At 66.8% G+C, this 14,746-nt stretch carries 13 protein-coding genes; 2 read left to right on the top strand and 11 right to left on the bottom strand.

The genetic code is table 11. The annotated features are described in order from the left end of the window. From KVS69_RS00635 to KVS69_RS00625, 3 genes are all read right to left on the bottom strand, one after another. Entirely contained in the window at nucleotides 1-441 is a 441-nt protein-coding gene (locus KVS69_RS00635; protein ID WP_184125640.1) for a response regulator, read from the bottom strand. Beyond that, nucleotides 438-2,261 carry an ATP-binding protein gene (locus KVS69_RS00630; RefSeq protein WP_217535782.1) on the bottom strand — a complete coding sequence of 608 codons (1,824 nt, stop codon included), beginning with the start codon at nucleotides 2,259-2,261 and terminating at the stop codon, nucleotides 438-440. The genes KVS69_RS00635 and KVS69_RS00630 overlap by 4 nt, the downstream gene beginning before the upstream one ends. Before the next feature lie 192 nt (nucleotides 2,262-2,453). After that, a complete protein-coding gene (locus tag KVS69_RS00625) occupies nucleotides 2,454-2,831 on the bottom strand; it encodes a BON domain-containing protein (protein WP_184125644.1) in 378 nt (125 codons plus the stop codon). A 170-nt stretch (nucleotides 2,832-3,001) separates the two neighbouring features. Here KVS69_RS00625 and KVS69_RS00620 point away from each other — a divergent pair, with 170 nt between their 5' ends. Then, nucleotides 3,002-4,045, top strand: a complete 1,044-nt coding sequence (locus tag KVS69_RS00620; RefSeq protein ID WP_217535779.1) for an oxidoreductase — start codon at nucleotides 3,002-3,004, stop codon at nucleotides 4,043-4,045. Nucleotides 4,046-4,047: 2 nt separating this feature from the next. Here the strand turns inward: KVS69_RS00620 and gnd are convergent, their stop codons facing one another. The 7 genes from gnd to KVS69_RS00585 form a co-directional block, all read right to left on the bottom strand. Continuing rightward, nucleotides 4,048-4,953: a phosphogluconate dehydrogenase (NAD(+)-dependent, decarboxylating) gene (gene gnd, locus KVS69_RS00615; RefSeq protein ID WP_217535776.1), complete on the bottom strand. Its 906-nt coding sequence runs from the start codon at nucleotides 4,951-4,953 to the stop codon at nucleotides 4,048-4,050. Between the two features lie 18 nt (nucleotides 4,954-4,971). Beyond that, on the bottom strand, nucleotides 4,972-6,243 hold the full coding sequence (locus KVS69_RS00610) for a hypothetical protein (RefSeq protein WP_254621946.1): 1,272 nt from the start codon (nucleotides 6,241-6,243) through the stop codon (nucleotides 4,972-4,974). A 13-nt stretch (nucleotides 6,244-6,256) separates the two neighbouring features. Further along, nucleotides 6,257-6,949, bottom strand: coding sequence for a DUF2242 domain-containing protein (locus tag KVS69_RS00605; protein ID WP_217535773.1), 693 nt, complete (start codon nucleotides 6,947-6,949; stop codon nucleotides 6,257-6,259). A 117-nt stretch (nucleotides 6,950-7,066) separates the two neighbouring features. Further along, a complete protein-coding gene (locus KVS69_RS00600; protein WP_217535771.1) occupies nucleotides 7,067-9,244 on the bottom strand; it encodes a carboxy terminal-processing peptidase in 2,178 nt (725 codons plus the stop codon). 605 nt (nucleotides 9,245-9,849) lie between these two features. After that, nucleotides 9,850-10,860 (bottom strand): lipoyl synthase, encoded by a 1,011-nt coding sequence (gene lipA, locus KVS69_RS00595; protein WP_068854039.1) that lies wholly within the window; start codon nucleotides 10,858-10,860, stop codon nucleotides 9,850-9,852. A gap of 18 nt (nucleotides 10,861-10,878) precedes the next feature. Beyond that, nucleotides 10,879-11,586, bottom strand: coding sequence for a lipoyl(octanoyl) transferase LipB (gene lipB / locus KVS69_RS00590; RefSeq protein WP_217535768.1), 708 nt, complete (start codon nucleotides 11,584-11,586; stop codon nucleotides 10,879-10,881). Further along, nucleotides 11,574-11,852: a DUF493 family protein gene (locus tag KVS69_RS00585; RefSeq protein WP_068854041.1), complete on the bottom strand. Its 279-nt coding sequence runs from the start codon at nucleotides 11,850-11,852 to the stop codon at nucleotides 11,574-11,576. The genes lipB and KVS69_RS00585 overlap by 13 nt, the downstream gene beginning before the upstream one ends. 192 nt (nucleotides 11,853-12,044) lie before the next feature. On the opposite strand from KVS69_RS00585, the gene KVS69_RS00580 reads away from it, so the two are divergent. Continuing rightward, complete coding sequence (locus tag KVS69_RS00580; RefSeq protein WP_093533521.1) at nucleotides 12,045-13,106, top strand: lipid A deacylase LpxR family protein; 1,062 nt, start codon at nucleotides 12,045-12,047, stop codon at nucleotides 13,104-13,106. A gap of 372 nt (nucleotides 13,107-13,478) precedes the next feature. Here KVS69_RS00580 and KVS69_RS00575 read toward each other — a convergent pair whose 3' ends face one another. Continuing rightward, nucleotides 13,479-14,696, bottom strand: a complete 1,218-nt coding sequence (locus KVS69_RS00575) for a D-alanyl-D-alanine carboxypeptidase family protein (RefSeq protein WP_068854043.1) — start codon at nucleotides 14,694-14,696, stop codon at nucleotides 13,479-13,481. Nucleotides 14,697-14,746 lie beyond the last annotated feature (50 nt).

Raw genomic sequence — 14,746 nt, 5'->3', positions numbered from 1 at the left:
TTATTCGACCTCCGGGGCCTGGTTGATGAGCGCCCAGAACTTGCCGAGCGTCTGCACCGCACCGAAAAACTGGTCCACGTCCACCGGCTTGACCACATAGGCATTGACGCCCAGGTCCCAGCTGCGGGCCAGGTCGCTCTCTTCGCGCGAGGACGACAGGATCACCACCGGCAGGCGCTTGAGCTCCTCGGCATTGCGGATCTGGCGCAACACTTCCAGCCCGTCCATGCGCGGCATCTTGATATCCAGCAGCAACACCGCCGGCAGGCCTTCCTCGCGGTGTGCGAAAGCGCCGCGGCGCAGCAGGTAGTCCATCGCTTCCACGCCGTCTTCGACGTGCACGATCGGGTTGGCCAGGCGCGCTTCCTTCAGCGCATCAATGGCCATTTCGGCGTCGGCGGGGCTGTCCTCGGCCAGCAGGATGGTACGCAGAGCGGTCATGGGACGGGACCTTTGTGGTTGAGTGCGTCGAGAGAGGAAGGCAGCAGGAAGTGGAACGTGGCGCCCTGGTCCAGCGCCGCTTCGGCCCAGATGCGGCCGCCGTGGCGGGCCAGCACCCGGCGAACGCTGGCCAGGCCGATGCCGGTGCCGGGGTACTCGCTGGCCTTGTGCAGGCGCTGGAACACGCCGAACAGTTTGTCGGCGTAGGCCATGTCGAAGCCGGCACCGTTGTCGCGCACACTGAACAGGTGGCTGCCGTCGGGCTGGCGCGCGTACTCCACCGCAATCCGCGCAGGATGGGCGTTGGCCGAGTACTTCACCGCATTGCCCAGCAGGTTCAGCCAGAGCTGCCGCATCATGTTGTCGTCGCAGACGAGGATCGGAAGCGGTGCGATCTTCCATTCGATGCGCCGCGCCGCGCCGCCGTGTTCGGCTTCGCTTTTCACGTTGGCATCCAGCAGCGCGCGGGTGTCGGCGACCAGCGACTGCATGTCCACCGCCTGCAGGCGCATCGCCGCCCGGCCGAGCCGCGAGTACACCAGCAGATCGTCGATCAGTGTCGCCATGCGCCGCGCCGAGCCCGAGATGACGTCCAGGTAATGACGCGATTTCTCGTCCGCGCTTTCGCCCAGGTGGCGCGCCAGCTTGTCCGAGAAGCCGGCCACGTGACGCAGTGGCGCGCGCAGGTCATGCGACACCGAGTAGCTGAAGGCCTCCAGTTCACGGTTGACCTCCGACACCTGCTCGACCTTGCCCTCCAGCTGGCGGTTCAGTTCTTCCACGCGCTGCTGCACGGCACGCTGCACGGTGACGTCGCTGATCGTCATCAGCACCACTTCGTCGTCGCGGTCCGGCAACGGCATGCGGCGGGCGTTGATCAGCAGGGTGCGCACCTGGTCGTCGTCGGTGCGCTGCTGGTGTTCGAAGTCCCACAGTTCACGGCCACGCAGCAGCACGTCCATCAGCCGCTGGCGTACCGCCGGATCACTCCACGCTCCATCACCCAGCGTTTCCAGGGCGCGGCCGTCGGTGGTGGCGTCATCGTGCAGCCCATACAACTCGGAGAACGCCGGGTTGTGCAGCTGCACCTTCAGTTCGCGGTCAAGCAGCACGATCGGCTCCCGTACGGTATGCAGTACCGATGCCGCACGTGCCGACGCGCGCCGCGTGGCACGCTCGGCGGTGGCCCGGTGCAGCATCTGCCGATGCAACAGCCACAGCACCAGCCCGAGCAGCAGCAGCTGCACGACCAGCGCGGTCCACGACACCAGCTCGCCCTGCCGCTGCTGCTGGGCGAATACGGCTGAACGCTGGGCCAGCAGTTCCTCCTCGCGGTCCTGCAGTTCCTCGATCAGGCCGCGGATCGGATACCGGGTGGTCAGGTCCTGCACCAGCTGGCGCTGTTCGTCGTCGGGGCTGGAACTGGCCAGCTCGCCGGCCAGTTCCATGCGCCGGTCCAGCAGTGACTGGATGCGCCCGATGCGCACCAGCTGTTCGGGATTGTCGCGGGTCAGCTCGGTCAGCCGCGCCAGCCGCGCCGGAATGTGCCGGGCCTGCCCAAGCCGCTCGCGCAACCCGGGCGCATCGATGCCCTTGGACAGGGTCAGCGCCGCCGATTCCACGTCGCGGACGTCGGCCTGCAGCTGGTACACGGCAACCCCGACGTCCTGGGTATGGGTGACCCAGCGCATCGCGTCGAGATTGTCTGCGGAAAGTCTGCGCAGGGTCAGCCATGGGACCACGATGATGGCCACAGCCGCCAGGCCGAGGGCCGGCAACCGCCAGCGGTCCCAGCGTTCATCACTGAAAACCAGTGCCATAGACCCTCGTTGGCTTGCATGCTCCCCTCCCCGCCTGCGCCACTCCGGTGTCGGAACGACGCCCGCAGGGGCGAAGTCCTGAATATACTCCACACCAACGTGAATACGGGACGGGACCGGACAGCGGCGCCGTCCACGAAAAAGGGCGCGCCTGACGGCGCGCCCCGGTGTCTGTGCAGGTGCTGTCGCGGATCAGCGCTTGGCAGCGGCCGCGGAGACCTTCAGTGCACTGGCGTCCACACTCTTGACGCCCTTGATCATCTTGGCCTTGGCAATGGCATTGTCATGCTCGGCCTTGGTCGCCACGGTGCCCGACAGCGATACCACGCCGTTCACGGTTTCGACCTTTACTTCCGTGCCGGGAACCTTGCTGCTCGCCAGCAGGTCACTCTTGACCTTGGTGGTGATCCAGGTGTCGGTGACCGGCTCGTCAGAATCATGCATGTCTGCGTGGGTCATCGCCGCCTTGTCGGTGGTCTTCGGCGGATCCTTGGCCATTGCCGCCGAGGTGCCCAGCAGCATGCCGAAAGCGAGCGAAGCAGCAAGCAGATTACGGGTAGTGTTGGTCATGTGCGGTGTCTCCCTGGTTAGTAGGCCCAGTGTCGGCCGCGATGCGTGGACAGCACGTCGCTGCAAGATCACGTTGCCGTGAACCGGTCAGGTTCAGTCCCAACAGTTCAGGTTTCCGCACTGCATCATTTGCAACTATTCTTATCCAAGGCAACACGGCAGGTACGCACATGGCGACGATCGCACAAGTGGGATTGATCGGATACGGGCTGGCTGGAAGCGTTTTCCATGCGCCGCTGATCCAGCACACGCCGGGCCTGGCGCTGCACAGCATCGTCAGTTCGCAGCGCGAGCGGCTGCTGCGCAGCTTCACCGATGTGCACATCCACGCGGATGTGGCGCCTCTGCTGGCCGATCCGGCGGTGGACGCGGTGGTGATTGCCACGCCAAATGAACAGCACGCACCGCTCGCGCTGGCGGCATTGCGCGCAGGCAAGCATGTGCTGGTCGACAAACCCTTTGCGTTGAGCACGGCCGAAGCGGTGGCGGTGGTGGATGCCGCGCGCGACGCGGAGCGCGTGGTGTGCGTGTTCCAGAACCGCCGCTGCGATGCCGACTTCCTCAGCCTGCGCAGTGTGCTGGCGTCCGGCACGCTGGGCCGCGTTGCCGAATGCCATTCGCACTTTGACCGCTTCCGCCCGCAGGTGCGCGATCGCTGGCGCGAGAGCGATGCCCCCGGCAGCGGATTGTGGATGGACCTGGGCCCGCACCTGCTGGACCAGATGCTGCAGCTGTTCGGCTGGCCCGAAGCGATCAGTGCCGACATCACCGCGCAGCGCGACGGCGCGCGCAGTGATGATTATTTCCATGCAGTGCTGCATTACCCCGCGATGCGCGCGATCGTGCACGCCGGTTCACTGGTGGCCGCATCGGCGCCACGGTTTGCCGTGCACGGCAGCGCCGGCAGCTACCTGAAGGAAGGCCTGGATGTGCAGGAAGACCAGCTGCGCCAGGGCATCGCCCCCGGCGCGCCGGGCTGGGGCCTGGATCCGCAGCATGGGCTGCTGGTGCAGGTGGATGCCGAAGGAAAGGTGCATCGGCAGACCGTGGACAATGCTGTCGGCGACTATCGCCGGTTCTACGCCGCTTTCCGCGATGCGATGCTCGGCGAGGCCGAAGCGCCAGTCAGTACTGAAGAAGCACTGCAACTGATGCGGCTGCTGGAAGCAGGCCGCGAAAGCGCCGGCAGCGGCCGGCGCGTGGATCTTCGGTAAGGTTATTCCTTGACCATCGCGTGGCCGCCGAACTGGTTGCGCAGTGCGGAGAGCATGCGGTCGCTGAAGGAATTCTTTTCGCGTGAGCGCAGCCGCTCCAGCAGCGACAGGGTGATCACCGGGGCGGAGACGTCCAGGTCGATCGCTTCAGCCACCGTCCAGCGGCCTTCGCCGGAATCGGGCACGAACGGCGCGATGCCGTCCAACTGCGGGTTGCGGGTCAAGGCGTCGGCACTCAGGTCCAGCAGCCAGGACCGCACCACGCTGCCGTGCTGCCAGGCCGCCGCGACCTGGCCCAGGTCGAGGTTGAATTCAGTCTTGCGCTGCATCAGCGCGAAGCCTTCGGCATAGGCCTGCATCATTCCGTACTCGATGCCGTTGTGGACCATCTTGCAGAAGTGCCCGGCCCCGCTCGGCCCCGCGTGCACCCAGCCGCGATCCTCGGCCGGGGCCAGGGTGCGGAAGATCGCACCGACGCGCTCGACGGCCGCCGCATCGCCACCGATCATCAGGCTGTAGCCTTCCTGCAGCCCCCACACCCCGCCGCTGGTGCCGCAGTCGAGGTAGGTCACGTCTTCTTCCAGCAGCTGCGTGGCGCGGCGCATCGAATCCTTGTAGTACGAGTTGCCGCCGTCGATCACTACATCACCTTCGGACAGGTGCGGCGACAGCGACGCCAGGGTCTGGTCGACCACCTCACCGGCGGGCACCATCAGCCAGACCACGCGCGGCACCGACAGCTTCGCCAGCGCTTCGGCCGCCGTTGCACTCACGTCGAAGCCGCGCGCGGCGGCACTGGCCCGGGCCGCTTCACCCGGGTCCACGCCGATCACGCGGTGGCCGCCGCGGTGCAGCCGCTCGGCCATGTTGGCGCCCATGCGCCCCAGTCCAATCATTGCAATTTCCATGACTCACCTTTGCTCGGTTTACGAATGGGTTGACGCTGCCGCGCACTGCTGGAGCTGCGACTGGATCCAGCGGTGGTACAGCGTGGTATGCAGGTTGTGCAGGCCCAGCTCGAACGCGAACGGCGTGCGCGGATTGCGGTCGAGCAGGCGTGCGATGTGATAGCCCACCGGACGTATACCGCGTGGGTGCACATAAATCACGAACTCCCGATAGAACGGATCGTCCAACAGCGCGTCCAGTTCAGCCAGCAGCGGCTGCTGGCCGGCCGGCAGTGCCGCGCGCAGGGCGGGGTCGCGCTCGAACAGCAGGCGCTCGAAGCGGCGCAGCCCGGGGCCGGGCATGCGGCTGGCCAGCTCCCAGATGCGGCGGTTGGTGCGGTCGTAGTGGGCGAAGCCGCCGTGCTCGCGCAACGCCTCGGCTGCGCCTGCACCGACGTCGACGATCACGAAGTTCTCGGCCTGGTTGTTGATGTCGTCCAGGTACACCGGATCGAACACATGTTCGATGAAGCCCGGGGCGCCCACGAACGCCTGGCGGCCGCGCTGCGAGGTCCGCACCGCCTTGCCATCGGCAAAGAACTCGCCAGCGTGATGGCCGAGCAGAATGCTGTCGGTGTCATGGAGGGTCAGGAAGGTGCCGATCGACAGTTCGCCCGGGGTGAACGCCGCATCGAACGCGGCATCGCCATACAGCTCGCGCTGGGTGGCCAGCTGCGCCACCTGCCGGCCCACCCCGCATTCACTGCGCACCCGGCCGTCATAGAACGCCTGCACGGCCGCGCTGTTGGAACCGTGCGGCTGGTAACCGCGGCCGAAGCTGCGAAAGCCCTCCCAGCCCTGCGCACGGGCACCGCCGGGGCCGAAGCCGATCCAGCCCAGCTGCAGCGCCGAGAACCGGTAACCGGGGTTGTCCTGCAGGCGCGTGGCGGCACGACGGGTGGCCTTGCCCAGCTCGAAGGCGTAGGCGCACACGGTCGCCGGATCGTCCAGCAGCGTCTGCAGGAAGCGCTCGCGCTGCGGGGCGGCCCAGGCACGCGGCAGCTGCACGCGCAGATCGCCGGCAGCCTGCGCCTGGGACAGGTCGGCCCGTTCGCAGACGGGGCCACCGTGCACGCGCGGCGCGGCGATGTCGGCGTCCTGGAGCTGCCAGCCGAGTCGTTCGATGAGCCGTTGCACGCAGTCGCCCGGGTCCGTGCGACCTTCCGCCGCCGGAAGCAGGCCCAGCACCGCGGTCAGCAGAACGCCTACTGCGCGCAGCCTGCGCGAGGGATGACGACCCCTGCCCGGCATGCTTCGCGCCCGCTCAGTGCGCGTGGTCTGGCGTATCGCTGGCGGGAACCGGGGACGGCGCTGGCGTCGGCGCGGCAGGTGGTACCGGGACCGATGCAGGAACCGGCACCTGCGCAGGCTCGGGAACCGGCTGCACCGGCGGCGCCGGGGCCGGCGGCACCGGCGCGGCTGCCGGCTCCAGGGTGCTGGCCTTGGCCGCCGGCAGGTACTGCTGCAGGCGGGTGAAGAAGCGGCGGTAGAAGTCGCCGTCCTGCACGGTGCTGCTGGCCACCTTCACCAGCGAATCGTCGTTGCTGCCGAACGGCAGCGACACTGAGCCCAGCGCGCCCACGCCCACACTGGCCGAGGTCGGGCTCTTTTTCAGCGCATAGCGGTCCTGCACGGCACTGATGAACACCAGTGCTTCGTCGCCCCGCGCGGCGCAGGAAATGCGCAGCACCAGCTGCTCGTGCGAGTCCTCGGTCGGCTGGAAGTTCTTGTTCGCTTCCACCGCGTCGGCGTCGGCACGGGCGATCGCATAGCCTTGGCTGAGCAGGGTACGCCGCGCGGCTTCGCAGGCCTGCGCCGGCGTGCCGGGAACGGTACGCGAGTAGGTGTCGCCCGAATCGAAGGATTCGCGCAGCAGCGTGCTGTCGGCGGCCTTGCCGCCGCAGGCGGACAGGCCAAGGGCCAGCAGGCCGGCCGGGAGTGCATGGGACAGCCGCATGGGCGCTCCTGCAGGAGGATGATTGCGCAAGCATAGGCCCGGCGGCGTATGCGTGAGGTCTAAAAGCAAAGGGGCCGGCGTTTCCGCCGGCCCCTCGTTTTCACTTGATTCACCCGATCAATCGGCCCAGCGGCCTGCAGCGGTCGACTGCGGCAGCACCTGCGCCGACAGCGGGCGGTCTTCGGCCAGCAGGTTCACCGCGTCGGCCAGGATCGCGGCGGACTCGCGCAGCAGCGGGTCCGGGCGCTTCTCGGCGGCCTTCTCGCGCGCAGCATCCTTGACGATGTCGCGCTCGTTGCCGGTCAGGCCATCATCGTTGCTGTCATCGGCCAGCGGGTCCAGGTCCAGGCCCAGTTCCTTGCGGGTGGCCTGGCGCTGCTTGCGCTGGGTTTCCTGGCGCTCACGCTCGGTGCGGCGCTCGGCCTCGTTGAGCGAGATGTACTTCTTGGCCGCTTCGGTGCGGAACTGCTCCACGTCCTCGTTCCACCACTGGAACTCCTTGTCGGAGGCGATGCGCGAGGCATGCAGGGTTTCCAGCTTGGGCAGCAGCGGGCCGAAGTTGCCGTACTGGGTGTGCGGCACAGCGGCGATGCGGGTCCACGGCAGCGCGTTGTCGTAGGTGCTTTCACCGTACTCGCTGGCATCCACGCTGGCCGGGAAGGCCAGGTCCGGCACCACGCCCTTGTGCTGGGTGCTGCTGCCGCTGACGCGGAAGAACTGCGCGATGGTCAGCTTGACCTGGCCGAAGCGCTGGGCTTCGCCACTGGGCCAGCGGTCCAGGTCCACGATGTTCTGCACCGTGCCCTTGCCGAAGGTGGTTTCACCAATGACCAGCCCACGGCCGTAATCCTGGATGGCACCGGCGAAAATTTCCGAGGCCGAGGCCGAACCGCGGTTGATCAGCACGGCCAGCGGGCCGTCCCACGCCACCGCTTGGCTGCGGTCGTTGTTGACCGTGACGCGGCCACCGGATTCGCGCACCTGCACCACCGGGCCCTGTTCGATGAACAGGCCGGTGAGCTCGATCGCCTCATCCAGCGAACCGCCACCGTTGTTGCGCAGGTCCAGCACCACGCCATCGAGCTTGTCGTTCTTGAAGCCGGCCAGCAGCTTGGCCACATCGCGCGTGGCCGAGGCGTAATCGGTGGCGTTGCGGCGGCGGCCTTCGAAGTCCTGGTAGAAGGTCGGCAGCTTGATCACGCCCACCTTGCGCGCCGGCGCCCCATCCTTGGCCGGGATGGTCAGCGTTTCACCCTTGGCGGCCTGCTCGGCCAGCCGAACCTTCTGCCGGGTCAGCACCAGCATGTGCGGCTTGCCGTCCACGCCTTCCTCGGCCGGAATGAACTCCAGCCGCACTTGGGTGTCCTTCTTGCCGCGGATCTTGGCCACCACGTCGTCAATACGCCAGCCGATCACATCCTCGACCGGACCGGACTTGCCCTGGCCCACGCCCACGATGCGGTCACCGGGCTTGAGCGTACCGTTCACCGACGCCGGCCCACCGGCGATGATCTCGCGGATCACCACCATGTCGTCTTGGCGCTGCAGCTGCGCGCCGATGCCTTCCAGAGACAGCGACATGGCCTGGTTGAAGTTCTCGGCCGTGCGCGGGGTGAAGTAATCGGTGTGCGGATCAACGGCGCTGGTATAGGAGTTGAGGAAGAACTGGAACACGTCCTCGCCCTTCAGCTCATTGACCGACTTCTCCAGCTGCGCATAGCGCTTGTCCAGCGTCTTGCGGATGTCGGCCGGCTGCTTGCCGGCCAGCTTCAGGCGCAGCCAGTCATTCTTCACCGACTTGCGCCACAGGTCATCGAGTTCGGCGCTGCTGGCGGCCCACGGCACGTCCTTGCGGTCGTACTCGAAGCGCTCATCGCTGCTGAAATCGAAATCCTGCTTGAGCAGCTTGCGCGCGTAACCCACGCGCTCGCCCACCCGCTGCTTGTAGACCGCAAACACCTGGAACGCCGGCTCGAGCTCGCCGCCGCGGATGGCCGACGAAATATTCGATTCGAACGGGGCGAACCTGGTGATGTCCGCTTGGGTGAAGAACTGCTTGCTGCCGTCGAGCGATTCCAGGTAACGCTTGAACACGTCCTTGGAGGTCGCCGCATCCAGCGCGCGCGGCCGGTACGCATAGCGGCTGTCCGACAGCAGCCCGTACACCAGCTTGGAGGTCGTCACCTGGTCGGCCGTGGCCGCCGACGGCAGGGCCGGCGAATCGGCATAGGCAGCCAGCGCCAGCGGCGCGGTCAGCGCCAGGGCCATCAGGAATGCGGGGGCTTTGAATTTCATCGACTTGCTCATGGCACCTTGCCAACGGGGAGACTGCGTGCGGATCAGACCACACGACAGTGCCGAAAGTTGCGGGGTTTGTCATCCACCGCGTCAGAACGCGGATTTCCAGCCTAAACGCGGGGCTGTATCAAATTGTGAATGACGCGGAATTGCCGCGGGCAATGGGGTTTACGGGCTGAACTGCGCGGCGGCCTGGACCAATTGGCGGTCGGCAGGCATTCAGGCCGGAGCAGCTTGATGGTCTTCGATCAGGTCCATCGCGCGCGTTGAGGGCCCCGCCGCGGCCGGCAGGCCCCTGTGCAAATGTCCCCCGGCGGTCGCCCTGCGGCGACGGCCTCCTCCTTTACTTTGCCAGGAGCCTGCCGGCCGCGACGGGGCTCGGCTTGCGGTTCGCACTGGAAAAGCAGGAGCCAGGGGCAACGCCGGTGGATCGAGTGCCGGGTCGCCATGCCCTTGGAGGCGAATTAAAGGAGGAGGTGTCGGCCGCAGGCCGACGCCGGGGGACATTCGCCGGAAAGGGCATGGGGGCCCGGCGCTCGATTCACCGGCAGCCGCGTCTGATCGGAGCGCGCGCTCCCATCAGACGGGAGAAGCACCAAGGCTCAGGCGACGCCAGCGCCCTTTGCCTGGACGTCGGCGTGGTACGACGAGCGCACCATCGGGCCGGAGGCCACGTGGCTGAAGCCCAGCTCGTAACCGTAGACCTCCAGTTCCTTGTATTCCTCGGGCGTCCAGTAGCGCAGCACCGGGTGATGGTGTGCGGTCGGCTGCAGGTACTGGCCGATGGTGATCATGTCCACGTCGTGCGCGCGCAGGTCGCGCATGGTTGCCCGCACCTGGTCCATGTCCTCGCCCAGGCCCAGCATGATGCCGGACTTGGTCGCGATCGACGGGTGCTGCGCCTTGAAGTTCTTCAGCAGGGTCAGCGACCACTGGTAATCCGCACCCGGGCGTACGTTGCGGTACAGGTCCGGCACGGTTTCGATGTTGTGGTTGAACACGTCCGGCGGGTTGGTCGCCAGGATGTCCAGCGCCCGCTCCATGCGGCCCTTGCCGCGGAAGTCCGGGGTCAGCACTTCGATGCGGGTGTTCGGCGACTTGGCGCGGATCGCCCCGATGCAGTCGGCGAAGTGCTGGGCACCGCCGTCGCGCAGGTCATCGCGGTCCACGCTGGTCACCACCACGTACTTCAGGCCCATGTCGGCCACGGTCTGGGCCAGGCTGGCCGGTTCACCCGCGTCCGGCGGCTTCGGTCGGCCGTGGGCCACGTCGCAGAACGAGCAGCGCCGCGTGCAGACCTCGCCCAGGATCATGAACGTTGCCGTGCCGTGGCTGAAGCACTCATGGATGTTCGGGCAGCTGGCTTCCTCGCAGACGGTCACCAGGCGGTTCTCGCGCAGCTTGGCCTTCAGCGTCTGCACCGCGTTGCCCGAGGGAATCCGGACCCGGATCCACGACGGCTTGCGCAGCACCGGTGCGTCGGCGAACTGCACCGGCGAGCGGCCGATCTTGTCACCGCCCAGCTGTTTGACCCCGGCCTGCAACGGCGCGGCGGACGGCGTGTCGCCCTGCACGACCTGCAGGGGAATGATGCGAGCGGTGGTTTCAGTCATGGCCTTGGTCGGCGGCGCTCAGGCCGCGTCAGTCAGATCGGGCAGGTCCGTGGCAGGCTGGAGGTCCAACCCGAACTGGCGGGCCAGATGGCCCAGCAGTACCGGCTTGACGGCCGCCATGCCGGACGGTCCCCCCAAGTCTACCATCGAGGTGACCTGCAGCCCTTGGTAGCCGCAGGGGTTGATGCGGTGGAATGGCTCCAGGTCCATCGCCACGTTGAAGGCCAGCCCGTGGAAGGTGCAGCCGCGACGGACCCGGATGCCCAGCGCGGCTACCTTGGCCCCGCCCACGTAGACCCCCGGCGCGCCGTCCAGCCGTTCAGCCCCGATATTCCATTCGTCCAGCGTGTCGATGATCGCCTGCTCGATCCGGCACACGTAATCGCGCACCCCGATCCCCAGCCGGCGCAGCTGCAGCAGCGGGTAGACCACGATCTGGCCCGGCCCGTGGTAGGTCACCTGACCGCCGCGGTCCACGTGCAGCACCGGGATATCGCCCGGGGCCAGCACGTGTTCGTCCTTGCCGGCCTGGCCCAAGGTGAACACCGGATCGTGCTCGACCACCCACAGTTCGTCCGGGGTGTCGTCGTTGCGTGCATCAGTGAAACGCTGCATTGCGTGCCAGACCGGCGCATAGGGCTGGCGGCCCAGGTCGCGCACGATCGCCGGCTGCGCCGGGCGCTGGCCCGGTGCAGCGGTGGTTTCGCAGCTGGTTACAGCGTCCACTTCACTTCCGGGTGGTCGCGCAGCGCGGTGTGGGCAAGGTCCAGCTGCTCGCGGCTTTCGGCCATGAAGACCAGCTTCACGGACACGTATTTGCCGTTGGACGAGGTCTTCCAGGTGATGCGCTCTTTGAGCACCTGGATGCCGGCCAGATGCAGCAGCTGCGGAAGTTCGTGCTCCAGACCGATGTTCGCGGCGCCCATGGCGCTGAGCTCGAATTGACCGGGGAACTGGAAGCCGTGTTCGGGATTGTCAGACTTGATTTCCATGACCGCGATTATGGGGACGGAAGCGTCTGAACCCAAGACCTGCATGATCGTGCCCACAGCTGCGCCGAACGGTACGTGAAGATCGGCCTTCACGAACAAGACGCACCAGTGCGTGCGCGGTGCTGGTCACGGCATCACGCCATGAATACCCTGCTCCCGCTTAAAAATGAATAAACCATCCGCGGGAATCTTATGCTTCTGAAGCGATTCGCGTTACCGGCCGCACTTGCCGGTGTTCTTGCAGCAGCCGCGCCTGCGGTACAGGCAGCCGAACAATGCGGGCCCGACGCCATGCGCGAGCACCCGCCGCAGGTCAACTTCCGCGTCGACAACGATCTGTTCGGCGGTGCGGACCAGGACCAGGGCTACACCAACGGGGCGCAGATCACCTTCGTCTCGCCCAACCTGGTCGATTACACCGATGATCCGTGCCTGCCGAAGCTTGCCCGCTGGGTCAACCGCCACCTCGAACGCCTGGCCCCCGGCGAGTTCGAGCAGCAGAACATGATCTTCAGCTTCGCCCAGCAGATCTACACCCCCAAGGACTTCACCCGCCGCGACGTGATCGAGGACGATCGGCCGTATGCCGGCGTGCTGATCGGCAGCTTCGGCTACAACGCCCGTCGCGGCGACCGCCTGCAGACCACCCAGCTCGCGCTCGGCGTGGTCGGGCCGTGGGCGCTGGGCAAGGAAGTGCAGGACGCCGTGCATGACGCGCTGGGCGATGAGAAATTCCAGGGCTGGGACAACCAGCTGCACAACGAACCGGTGTTCATGCTCACCCACGAGCGCATGCACCGCTGGGGCGATGCCGAGGACAACCTGGCCGGCTGGGGCTGGGATGCGATCAGCCACTACGGCGGTGCGGTCGGCAACCTCGCCACCCACCTCAATGCCGGCGGCGAAGTCCGCTTCGGCTGGAAGCTGCCCGACGATTTCGGCAGCACCCCGCTGCGCCCGGCCGGCGAAAACACCGCGCCGACCCGCGGCGGCAAGCCGACCGGCTGGTCGTTCCACCTGTTCGCCACCACCGACGCGGCCTGGGTGATCCGGGACATCACCCTGGATGGCAACACCTTCCGCAACAGCCACAGCGTGGACAAGCGCAACTGGGTGGCCCAGGGCGGCTACGGCCTGGCGGTGATGTACAACCGCTGGAAGTTCGCCCTCGCCCGCTACCACAGCACCCGCGAGTTCGACCTGCAGGACCAGTCGCCGATCTACGGGTCCTTCACGATCAGCCGGTCGCTCTGAGCGACCGGAATCCCCACGGGCCCGTGACGGTGACGGGCTCGTGGTTGATTGATCCGGATCCCGATCGGAACGTATGAATTCGTAGCCCCGGCCGTTGGCCGGCTGCTCTTCGTTCCACGGTCATGACCGCCCGACGCGCGGCTTCGGAACGTGTAAACGCCGGGACGTTGACCGCGATCGTTGCGCAACCGCCTCCGGATACCTGGGCCGCGCTGCGCGCGGTTTCCGGCCAACGGCCGGGGCTACGAATTGTTACGTAACGTCCCCGGATCGGGATCAATCAACCAAGAGCAAGGAACCGTTACGGACCCATTGCGCAAAAAAAAGACCGGCGCGAGCCGGTCTTTTTTTCATTGAATACGGGCGGAACCGTTATTCCGATTCCCACCACATCCAGAAGCTGTCCCACAGGCGCTTGAAGAAGCCGGCTTCTTCCACCGCGGCCACCGCCACCAGCGGAGCCTGCGCCACCACCTTGCCGTCCAGGGTCACCTTCAGCGTACCCACTGCCTGGCCCGCGGTGAAAGGGGCTTCCAGGGTCTTGGGCACGTCGATGCTCGGCTTGAGGTCGTTGTAGCGGCCGCGCGGCACGCTCACCAGCAGCGGCTGGGCCACGCCCAGCTGCAGCGTATCGGCCTTGCCCTTCCACACCTTGTGTTCGGCCACGGCCTTGCCCGGCTCGTACATACGGTGCGTTTCGAAGAAGCGGAAGCCCCAGTTGAGCAGCGCCAGGCTGTCGTCGGCGCGCTGCTTCTCCGAAGCACCGCCCAACACCACGGCGATCAGGCGCTGGTCGCCACGCTGGGCCGAGCTCATCAGGCAGTAGCCCGCTTCGGAGGTGTGTCCGGTCTTGATGCCGTCCACGCTCTGGTCGCGCCACAACAGCAGGTTGCGGTTGGGCTGGGTGATGTTGCCCACGGTGAATTCCTTCACCTTGTTGTAGGCGTAGGTTTCCGGGTAGTCGCGCACGAACGCACGGCCCAGCAGCGCCAGGTCGTAGGCGGTGGTGCGATGCCCTTCGGCGCTCAGGCCGTGGGCGTTGACGAAGTGCGAGTCCTTCATGCCGATCCTGGCGGCGTAGCTGTTCATCAGCGAGGCGAAGGCTTCTTCGCTGCCGGCCACATGTTCGGCCAGCGCGATGGCGGCGTCATTGCCCGACTGGATCGCCATGCCCTTTTCCATGTCTTCCAGGCGCGCGGTCTGGTTGACCGGGAAGCCGCTGTAGCTGCCGTCGGTGCCGGCGCCACCTTCGCGCCAGGCACGCTCGCTCATCATCACCTGGTCGTCGGTACGGACCTTGCCGTTCTTCACTTCGGCGGCAACCACGTACGAGGTCATCACCTTGGTGATGCTGGCCGGGGCCAGCTGTTCATGGATGTTCTCGCCGGCCAGCACCTGGCCGGTGGCGTAATCCATCAGCACCCAGGCCTTGGCCACGCTGGGCTTGGGCGCCGGCGGGGTGGCCACGGTAACGGGGGCGGCGGCGGCAGGAGCGGGTGCCGGGGCCGGGGTCGGCAAGGGGGTCTGGGCGGAGACCATGCCCACGAACAGGGTCGTGGCCATGGCAGCAGCGGCAAAGCGGAATTTCATCGGACAGCAAGCTCCAGGAGGGCGCCAAGGGAATTACAGGGGACGGTCAT

Source organism: Stenotrophomonas sp. GbtcB23 (genome assembly GCF_019091045.1).
GTDB classification, from domain to species: Bacteria; Pseudomonadota; Gammaproteobacteria; order Xanthomonadales; family Xanthomonadaceae; genus Stenotrophomonas; species Stenotrophomonas rhizophila_A.
Note: the sequence above shows the minus strand (reverse complement) of the source record. Positions and strands in the feature narration are given on the sequence as shown.

What these genes read in the sequence shown, in the direction of transcription:
- KVS69_RS00635 (WP_184125640.1), bottom strand. Translation starts at nt 441, where the DNA reads ATGACCGCTCTGCGTACCATCCTGCTGGCCGAGGACAGCCCCGCCGAC.
- KVS69_RS00630 (WP_217535782.1), bottom strand. Translation starts at nt 2,261, where the DNA reads ATGGCACTGGTTTTCAGTGATGAACGCTGGGACCGCTGGCGGTTGCCG.
- KVS69_RS00625 (WP_184125644.1), bottom strand. Translation starts at nt 2,831, where the DNA reads ATGACCAACACTACCCGTAATCTGCTTGCTGCTTCGCTCGCTTTCGGC.
- KVS69_RS00620 (WP_217535779.1), top strand. Translation starts at nt 3,002, where the DNA reads ATGGCGACGATCGCACAAGTGGGATTGATCGGATACGGGCTGGCTGGA.
- gnd (WP_217535776.1), bottom strand. Translation starts at nt 4,953, where the DNA reads ATGGAAATTGCAATGATTGGACTGGGGCGCATGGGCGCCAACATGGCC.
- KVS69_RS00610 (WP_254621946.1), bottom strand. Translation starts at nt 6,243, where the DNA reads ATGCCGGGCAGGGGTCGTCATCCCTCGCGCAGGCTGCGCGCAGTAGGC.
- KVS69_RS00605 (WP_217535773.1), bottom strand. Translation starts at nt 6,949, where the DNA reads ATGCGGCTGTCCCATGCACTCCCGGCCGGCCTGCTGGCCCTTGGCCTG.
- KVS69_RS00600 (WP_217535771.1), bottom strand. Translation starts at nt 9,244, where the DNA reads ATGAAATTCAAAGCCCCCGCATTCCTGATGGCCCTGGCGCTGACCGCG.
- lipA (WP_068854039.1), bottom strand. Translation starts at nt 10,860, where the DNA reads ATGACTGAAACCACCGCTCGCATCATTCCCCTGCAGGTCGTGCAGGGC.
- KVS69_RS00585 (WP_068854041.1), bottom strand. Translation starts at nt 11,852, where the DNA reads ATGGAAATCAAGTCTGACAATCCCGAACACGGCTTCCAGTTCCCCGGT.
- KVS69_RS00580 (WP_093533521.1), top strand. Translation starts at nt 12,045, where the DNA reads ATGCTTCTGAAGCGATTCGCGTTACCGGCCGCACTTGCCGGTGTTCTT.
- KVS69_RS00575 (WP_068854043.1), bottom strand. Translation starts at nt 14,696, where the DNA reads ATGAAATTCCGCTTTGCCGCTGCTGCCATGGCCACGACCCTGTTCGTG.